This is a genomic window from Collimonas silvisoli (genome assembly GCF_018305005.1).
Lineage (GTDB): Bacteria > Pseudomonadota > Gammaproteobacteria > Burkholderiales > Burkholderiaceae_D > Collimonas > Collimonas silvisoli.
On the sequence record NZ_JAGQEG010000143.1, the window covers coordinates 1 to 9,189 of the forward strand.

Consider the following 9,189-nt stretch of genomic DNA (forward strand, 5'->3'; position numbering starts at 1 on the left):
TTCTCTGACAGTTTGGTCAGCATCGAGGTGGTCTTGGCCATTTGCATCAGGGACAGCAAGCCTTCTTGCATGCGCGCGCCGCCAGTGGCTGTGATGCAGATGAACGGCACTTTCTGCTCCAGTGCGACTTGAGCGCCGCGCACAAAGCGTTCACCCACCACAGAACCCATGGAACCGCCCATGAATTCAAACTCAAACGCCGCCACGACCACCGGCAGCGTCATGATGGAGCCGCCCAGCACGATCAGCGCATCGGTTTCACCGGTGGCGTCCATCGCCGCTTTCAGGCGGTCAGGGTATTTTTTACTATCTTTGAATTTGAGGGTATCGATCGGCAGGGTTTCCTGGCCGATTTCGTAGCGCCCGCCGGCATCCAGCAAGGCGTCCAGCCGTTCACGTGCACGTATCCGCATGTGATGGTCGCACTTCGGGCAAACATGGATGTTCGACTCCAGATCGGTGCGATACAAAACCGCCTCGCACGCCGGGCATTTGACCCATAATCCCTCAGGGATCGATTTGCGGGTTGCCGAGTCGCTGCGCTGAATACGTGGGGGTAGTAATTTTTCTAGCCAACTCATAGAGTGACCTCCTTCAGATTTTTTTCTTGCCGAATTGTACCTTCATCCCCAAATCAGCGAAATAGCTAATCAAACTAGTTAATTCAGGAAATATTTGCCATTTCACCATCAAAATTACTCGTCCAGCGCCTTCCGAATCCCTGACAGGAAGCTCTCTACCGCCGCCACAGCCTGTTCGCGCGGCGTATTTTCCAGCTCTTGGATAATACGGCTACCGATCACTACCGCATCCGATACTTGCGCCACGGCCTTGGCAGTGGCGGCATCGCGAATGCCGAAACCGACGCCAATTGGCAATTTGACATGTTTGCGGATCGCCGCCACTTTGGCTGCAACTTCGCTGGTGTCAATATTCGCGGCGCCGGTCACGCCCTTCAATGAAACATAATACGTGAAACCGCCGCCGACCTTGGCAACCTGTGCGATCCGCTCTTCGGTCGAGGTCGGCGCCAGCAGGAAAATCGGGTCCATGCCGTTGGCCTGCATTTTCTGGGCGAACTCTTCGCACTCTTCCGGCGGATAATCCACCACGATGCTGCCATCGACCCCGGCCTCTTTGGCCGCCGCAATAAAAGCATCGACGCCCATCCGCTCCAACGGATTGGCATAACCCATCAGCACCACCGGCGTGCTGCTATCGGTCTGCCTGAATTGGCGCACATATGCCAATACGTCATGCAAGCTGACGCCGAATTTCAGCGCCCGCTCGCAAGCGCGCTGGATCACCGGGCCTTCGGCCATCGGGTCGGAAAACGGCACGCCGAGCTCCAGGATATCGGCGCCGCCCCTGACCAGCGCATGCATCAGCGGCACGGTCAGTTCCGGCGCCGGATCGCCAGCGGTAATGAAAGGGATCAGCCCTTTTTTATGAATGGCGGCGAGTGCCGCCAAAGTAGTCTGGATTCGTGACATAGGATCTATCGAGATGGGTTGTGTTGTTTGCCGGTCCGCCGCGAACCGGCTGCTGCGGACCGGGTCGCGGCTAGGTGGTTACGTGGCTCAAGCCAGTTTCAAACGTTCGGCGACGGTATGCATGTCCTTGTCGCCGCGGCCCGATAAATTGGCCAGGACGATCTTGTCCTTGGGCAGGGTCGCCGCCAGTTTCGCCGCATATGCCAAGGCATGGCTGGACTCCAGCGCCGGGATGATGCCCTCGATGCGGCAACAGGTATGGAATGCCGCCAGCGCCTCATCGTCGGTCACGGTTTCGTAAGTGGCGCGGCCGGAATCCTTCAGCCACGCGTGTTCCGGACCGACGCCAGGATAATCGAGGCCGGCCGAAATCGAATGGGTCTCGATGATCTGGCCGTTTTCATCCTGCAGCAGATAAGTGCGATTGCCATGCAGTACGCCCGGCGAACCGAGCGTCAGCGAAGCCGAGTGCTTGCCGCTGGCAAGTCCTTCGCCGGCGGCTTCGACGCCGACCAAAGCGACATCGTGATGATCGATGTAGGGATAGAAAATCCCCATCGCATTCGAGCCGCCGCCAACGCAGGCGATCACGTAATCAGGCTGGCGCCCGGTCATTTCCGGCATTTGTGTCAGACACTCGTTGCCGATCACCGACTGGAAATCGCGCACCATCATCGGATACGGATGCGGACCGGCGACCGTGCCGATGATGTAGAAAGTATCTTCGACATTGGTGACCCAGTCGCGCATGGCTTCGTTGAGCGCGTCTTTCAAAGTCTTCGAACCGGATTCGACCGGCACCACCTTGGCTCCCAGCAGATTCATGCGATACACGTTCTGCATTTGCCGCTTGACGTCTTCGCTGCCCATGTAGACCACGCATTCGAGACCGAAGCGGGCGCAAATGGTGGCGGTCGCCACACCGTGCTGGCCGGCGCCGGTTTCGGCGATCACACGCGGCTTGCCCATGCGCTTGGCCAGCAATGCCTGGCCGATCACATTGTTGATCTTGTGGGCGCCGGTATGGTTCAGATCCTCGCGCTTGAAATAGATCTGCGCGCCGCCCATCTGCTCGGACCAGCGCTTGGCGTGATAAATCGGGCTGGGACGGCCGACATAGTGTTTCAGCTCGCTGTGGAATTCGGCCAGGAATTGCGGCTCTTTTTGATATTTGGCGTAGGCCTGCTGCAACTCGCTTAGCGCCAGGGTCAGGGTTTCCGAGACAAAACTGCCGCCGTACATGCCGAAATGGCCTTTGGCGTCCGGCAGCTTGTATTGCGCACTTTGACGCAAAGCGGTGCTGGCGAGCGGCTGGCGCTCGGCGTATTGCTCGATGGGGGTGAATTCTTTCATGGCATATCTCTCTGTATTGTTTGCTGAGGCTGCCGATCGACTGCGTATTAGCGACATTCGCTGAAACTCGCTGGAAGCACAGATAGTGCTCTAGATCTCGTCGAAATCGGCGTCCGCCTGCCGTATCGCATCAATAAATGCGCGAATCTTGGCGGCGTCCTTGATACCCTTTTCTTGTTCGACGCCACTGCTGATGTCGACCGCAAAGGGACGTACGCGCTTTACCGCGTCAGTCGCATTGTGCACGCTCAAGCCACCACTTAAAACGACCTGAGGCGCGAGTTCTTTTGGGATGAGAGACCAATCAAATACCTTTCCACTGCCGCCATAAGCTTCAACCAGGGTATCCAGCAGCAATCCGGCAAACAAACGGCTGCCGGAACGATATGCCTGTGCGTATTCTAGCAAATCGGCGGCTACCGTAGCACTCCCGATACGCATGGCGCGGATAAATGGCCGATTTACCGACTGCGCCAGTGCGGCGCTTTGCTGCACGGTTTCATCGCCATGGAATTGCAGCAGCGATACCGGCGCCTGCGCCACGATCTGCTGCAATTGTTCCGGCTCGGCATTCACAAACAAGCCGACCGTAGTGATGAATGGCGGCACCTTGGCTATCAGGCTGGCGGCTTGCTCTGGAGTGACGTAGCGCGGGCTTTTAGGATAGAACACAAAACCAAGCGCATCGGCGCCCGCCGCAATCGCGGCTTGCACGTCCTGCTCGCGGGTCAGACCGCAGATTTTGATTCTGGTACGGTGGCTCATGGGGTTTAGTCTAAACAGGAAAACATCGGTATCCGCAATATATCATCTTGGCGACATGACAAATTGATGGCAAAAGGACAAAATATCTATAGCCAGGGCAACAACATTGCAGGTTGCTGCGGCAGCTGCCACTTTGAATCATAGGCTACTTGCGCCAGGTACAAGCCGTCCGGCATGAAAGTCGGTGCGGCGCGGCCGCGATCGCGCTGCGACAGCAACTCGGCAATCCATTCCGGCGGTTTACTGGCGCTGCCGACATAGATCAGGGAACCGATGATATTGCGCACCATATGATGCAAGAAGGCATTGGCGCGCAAGCTGAATACGATCAGATCGCCGCGCCGCTCGATACTGATCTCGCCCATGGTGCGGACCGGCGACTTGGCCTGGCATTCCACTGCGCGGAACGCGGAAAAGTCGTGGGTGCCGATCAAATGTGCTGCAGCCTGGCGCATCAACTCCAGCTCTAGCGGGCGGAACACCCAGCCGGCCTTGCCGTCCAATAACGGCGAACGGACCGGATGGTTGTACAAGAGGTAATGATAAGTTCTTGCAGTGGCGCTAAAGCGCGCATGGAACTGATCTGCGTGATCCGCAACCGCGCTCTCCGCAGGCACAGCCAGCTCATGCGCCCAGCGCACGGCTATCGACGGCGGCAGGAAAGCATTCAAGCCACGCACCCAGGAAAATGTTTCGCGCGACAAGGCCGTATCAAAATGCACCACCTGCTCCAGCGCATGCACGCCCGAATCGGTACGGCCGGCGCAAGTCGTGGCGACCGGACCTTGCGTGAATTTTTGCAAAGCGACTTCAAGCCTGTCCTGCACGGTTTTGCCGCTAGGCTGGGTCTGCCATCCTTGCCAAGGTGTGCCGTCATACTGCACGCCGAGAACGATACGTTTCAAGCGAACTCCAATTAAAAAAACAAACGGGCGCCAGCATAACGCTGCGCCCGTCGAAAGCAAAATGCTAAGCTTATTGTACTAGTTGTTACAGCTTGGCCAGCAAAGTGTTCGCTGCATCGACCTGCTCCGCACTCCCGCCTTTCAATACTTCTTCCAGCAATTCGCGCGCGCCTTCCTTGTCACCGATCTCCTTATATGCAACGGCCAGATCAAGCTTGGTCGCCATTTCAGGATTGGCCGTAGCAGTTGCAGCAGGCTCAGCCGCTATCGTTGTAGGCGCGGCTGCAGAAGCGACGCTGGCCGCCGGAGCATGTGCCTGAAGCGCACTGTCCAGATCCAGATTCATGCCAGACAGATTAAATTCCAGCGGTGCAACCATCGGTTCCGTATGCTGTGCGTACGAAGGCGCCACCGGTGTTTTAACCGGCTCGGTTTCTGCGGGAATATCGATGTGGGCGTGGGCCGGTTCGTAGTTCGAAGGCTGACCGCCGGCCGGGAATTCCAGCGCGCTGAACTCCATCGCCGCCGGAGCGCTCTTCTCTGCAACTTTCGTCGCAGCCGCTGGGGTTGCTACCGGCTTATGGTCCAATTCGAAATCGAGTGAATCGAGCAGCGATTTTCCGGCTTCGTGAGGAGCTGACAACAACACCGTATTCTGATTGGCGGAAGCTTCGCTGCCGAGTTCTTCCAGATCAAAATCCATATCAGTTGCTGACGCCGATACTGCAGCTGCGCTGTCGTGTTTGCCCAGTTCCGTATCTGTCAGCGGCGCCAGCAATTGCACCGGAGCGGTGTGTACCAGCTCTGGAATCGGCGCAGCATTCGGCTGGGTCGGTGCTGTCAGGGAATTGAAATCGAGGCCATCCATAGGCTGAGTCGGCGCGGTAATCGAATCTGCCTTGGCAATCACTTGATCCTGCAGCTTGCCGCCGCCGTACAAGGGGTTGAGCGGATCGACATTCAGGCCCAGCGCAGCCGCCTGCTGCCAATCTTCGCCTTCGCCGCGAGTCAGGCTATACAGCTCGCTGGCCAGGATTTCAAAGGAGCGCGGGTCTTTGCGGTTAGCGTAGATTTCCAGCAGCTTGACGCGAATGGCGTTGCGGCTTGGCTGGTTACGCAGGGCTTCTTTCAGGATTTCTTCGGCTTGTGCATCACGGCCGTAGGCGATGTATACATCCGCCTCGGCTACCGGATCGACATTGGTGTCCAGATGACTGACCGACGGTACGAAATTCGAATTGAAGATGCTGTTCTTGGTGTCAACGCTTTGTCCGCCGGTCGAGCCAAACAAGGAATTGCCCTTCAAAGCGGAATTCGTCATCGGCGCTCCGCTGCTATCCAGGAAAGCCTGCTGGCGCGCACGATTGCGACGGTAACGGAACAGGCCGAGTCCGGCCAGCAACGCCACCAGAACACCGCCTACCGGCAGCAACAATGGATTTTCGGTAATGCTTTCAATGAAAGTTGGCTCTGGCGGTGGTGGCGCAACAACCTTAGGTTTGGCCGGCGTTGGTGCTACTGCCGGGGCGGCTGCTACCGCTGGAGCAGCTGGCTTAGCATCGGCGACAGCGGCAGGAGCTGAGCTTGCGGCAACCGGTTCAGCTGGAGCAGAAGCCACCGGAGCGGCAGCAGCCACCGCAGGAACCGCGGCTGCCGGAGGTGGAGTTACCGGCGCAGATGCTGCCGGTGCTGCTGCTGGTGCTGGCGCCACAGGCGCAGCTGCTGGTTTCACATTGGCAGCTTGATTCTGCAGATCAGCCAGGTTCTTGTTTTTCAATTCCAGCGTTTTTTGCAGGTCGCTGACATTTTTTTCCAATGCCTTGACACGCGCTTCCGCCTCGGCGGCAGCTTTTTCCCGTGCGATCTTCTCTTCGGTCGCAGCAGCTGCGGCAACTGCTGCAGCCTTGGCGTCGGCAGCACCGGCCGCAGCCGCACCGCGCGACAATTTCAACTTGTCCTTGGACTCGCTGGCCGGATTGGCTTGCTCTTCCACCTTGGCAGTAATCTTGCCGCCGCTGCTTTGCTTGGACTCAGCTGCGGCATTTGGCGCTGCCGCCTCAACCATCCCGGCCAGCGTATTGCGATAGTTCTTGAAATCCTTGGATTGCGCCAGCACGACATTCCTGGCTTCCGACTTGCTGACGCTACCTGCAGTGTCAGCATCAGGAATCGACAGGATCTGGCCTGAGCGCAGGCGATTCATATTCTTGCCGACAAACGCGCCCTCGTTGCTGCGGTACAGCGCCACCAGCATCTGGTCCAGCGATATGCCGGCCGGCAGGTTTGCGCTAGCGATACCTGCCAGCGTGTCGCCTTTCTTGATGTGGTAATCGCCACCTGCGGAGGACGCCGCTGCCGCGACCGTTGCCGCCTTGGCCGGGCTGCTGCCATTGGCGACTGTGGCCGGTTTGCTGGCTGTGCCGGTAGCGCCGCTGGCGACCGCCCTGGCTGCTGCTGCGCGGGTGTCATCGGTGATGGTCGAACCAGCGCCTGCTTGCGGCTGCGCCTGGGTGGCCTGGACTGGAGCCGGACGCGGGGCGGCAACGGCTGTACCGGCGGTAGCACGCGCCGCAGGCGATACAGGTGTTGCTGGCGCGGCGATTTGAGCTGGCTGGGCCTGGCGCTGGCCGGCGGGGTCGAGCAACAGGGTATATTCGCGCACCAGGCGCGCTTTGGTGCCGCCCAGTTCCATCAGCATGTCGACAAACGGCTCATTGATCGGCTGGGTCGAGGTAACCCGCACAAAACGGCGGCCATTGCGCTGATCGATGGCGAACTGCAAAGACAGCAAGGCCGGATTGAAATCGATATTGGCTTGCTGATAAGTTTCCTGGCTAGCCAGCTTCGCTACCAGCGCGCCAGCTTCGTCCTGACTTACCGAAGTAAGCTCGATTTCTGCACGTAACGGCTGTCCCAGCGAGGACAGCACAGTTAATTTACCCACACCGGCAGCCTCGACATTAGACACCATCAGCATGGCGGAAACCACGGCTGCCGTAAGGGTCTTTAAACCGGTTGAAATAAATTTATTCGAAGAATTCAGGTGCATGTTGTGTGGCATGAAGGACTGTCCGTTGGCTTATATATGGAAACAAATCTTGCTGAAAGCAAATACTGTACCCAGTTTTCTTAAAAATCAATATCCAGATTGACATTAGTGTCGCGCACCGCAAATGATAAAGCCCCATTTAGCGGCACGGCAGCACGACATCAGCGTAGCAAGATTCGGCAAATACCGACAGATACGCTAAGCCCGCTAAGACTTTCTTCAAGAAAATACTTAGCGGGCCATATTGCAAGTCGGCAACAATATCACAACTACCGTAACAAGTCAGGCGTCCAGAACAATCCGTAACATGCGGCGCAACGGCTCTGCCGCCCCCCACAACAATTGGTCGCCCACAGTAAATGCTGACAAATAATCGCCACCCATCTGCAGTTTGCGCAAACGACCGACGGGAATTGTCAGGCTGCCGGTCACTGCCGCAGGCGTCAGGTCGCGCATTGACGATTCTCTATCGTTAGGCACCACCTTCACCCACTGGTTATTAGTGGCGATGATGTCATTGATTTCATCCAGCGGCACATCTTTTTTCAATTTAATGGTTAATGCCTGCGAATGGCAACGCATGGCGCCGATGCGGATGCACAAGCCATCCACCGGAATAACTTTGCCGCCATTGCTGAAACCTTCGCCGCGGCCAAGGATCTTGTTGGTTTCGGCGCCGGCTTTCCATTCTTCTTTCGACAGGCCGCCACCCAGATCCTTGTCGATCCAGGGAATCAGATTACCGCCCAAAGGTACGCCGAATTGCTTGGTTTCGTCAGCCGACATGGAATGCTGCTTGCCCAGCACCTTGCGATCTATTTCCAGGATTGCCGATTTCGGATCGTCCAGCAGCGCCTTGACTTCGGCGTTGATGGAGCCGAACTGGGTCAGCAGTTCGCGCATGTGCTGCGCACCGCCGCCAGAAGCAGCCTGGTAAGTCATGGAAGTCATCCACTCGATCAGGTCGTGCTGGAACAAGCCGCCCAGGCCCATCATCATGCAGGATACGGTGCAATTGCCGCCGATGTAGTTCTTGACGCCGCGCTTCAAACCATCCTTGATGACATCCAGGTTGACCGGATCCAGCACGATGATGGCGTCGTCTTTCATGCGCAGCGTGGAGGCAGCGTCGATCCAGTAGCCGCTCCAGCCGGCGGCGCGCAATTGCGGGAAAATCTCGCTGGTGTAGTCGCCGCCTTGGCAGGTAATAATGATGTCGCATTTTTTCAAGGCTTCAATATCGCTGGCGTCTTTTAACGTTGTCTCGTTTTTCGCCAATGCCGGGGCTTTACCGCCTGCATTTGAAGTTGAAAAAAATACCGGTTCGATATGGGCGAAATCGCCCTCTTCCTGCATACGCTGCAACAAGACCGAACCCACCATGCCACGCCAACCGACCAAACCAACCAGTTTCATCATGATTCCCTAACTATAGTTGTACCAACATCGGGGACAAGCCCCGCACTTCACGGCAGATCACCTGCCAGATTCACTTACCCCAAAGCCTTGACCACGGCCGCACCCATTTCCTTGGTGCCGACCTTGGTGGTGCCCGCTTCATAAATATCGGCGGTACGCAAACCTTGCGCCAGCACTTGCTTGACCGCCGCCTCGATGCGGTTGG

7 protein-coding genes and 1 pseudogene are annotated in these 9,189 nt (G+C 57.4%); all 8 read right to left on the reverse strand.

Translation table 11 applies throughout. The features are described from left to right. Positions 1–581, reverse strand: a 581-nt coding sequence (locus KHU33_RS24385; RefSeq protein ID WP_211467843.1) for an acetyl-CoA carboxylase carboxyltransferase subunit beta, incomplete at its 3' end; no start/stop codon positions are given. Between the two features lie 114 nt (positions 582–695). Then, positions 696–1,493, reverse strand: coding sequence for a tryptophan synthase subunit alpha (gene trpA / locus KHU33_RS24390; protein WP_211467845.1), 798 nt, complete (start codon positions 1,491–1,493; stop codon positions 696–698). Positions 1,494–1,580: 87 nt separating this feature from the next. After that, a complete protein-coding gene (gene trpB, locus KHU33_RS24395) occupies positions 1,581–2,846 on the reverse strand; it encodes a tryptophan synthase subunit beta (protein ID WP_211467847.1) in 1,266 nt (421 codons plus the stop codon). Between the two features lie 90 nt (positions 2,847–2,936). Then, positions 2,937–3,611, reverse strand: coding sequence for a phosphoribosylanthranilate isomerase (locus KHU33_RS24400; RefSeq protein ID WP_211467849.1), 675 nt, complete (start codon positions 3,609–3,611; stop codon positions 2,937–2,939). A gap of 86 nt (positions 3,612–3,697) precedes the next feature. Further along, positions 3,698–4,516: a tRNA pseudouridine(38-40) synthase TruA gene (gene truA / locus KHU33_RS24405; protein ID WP_211467851.1), complete on the reverse strand. Its 819-nt coding sequence runs from the start codon at positions 4,514–4,516 to the stop codon at positions 3,698–3,700. Positions 4,517–4,601: 85 nt separating this feature from the next. Further along, entirely contained in the window at positions 4,602–7,577 is a 2,976-nt protein-coding gene (locus KHU33_RS24410; RefSeq protein WP_211467853.1) for a FimV/HubP family polar landmark protein, read from the reverse strand. Positions 7,578–7,847: 270 nt separating this feature from the next. Beyond that, positions 7,848–8,981 carry an aspartate-semialdehyde dehydrogenase gene (gene asd / locus KHU33_RS24415; protein WP_211467855.1) on the reverse strand — a complete coding sequence of 378 codons (1,134 nt, stop codon included), beginning with the start codon at positions 8,979–8,981 and terminating at the stop codon, positions 7,848–7,850. Positions 8,982–9,058: 77 nt separating this feature from the next. Continuing rightward, positions 9,059–9,189 (reverse strand): annotated as a pseudogene (locus KHU33_RS24420) (3-isopropylmalate dehydrogenase); the annotation flags it as partial.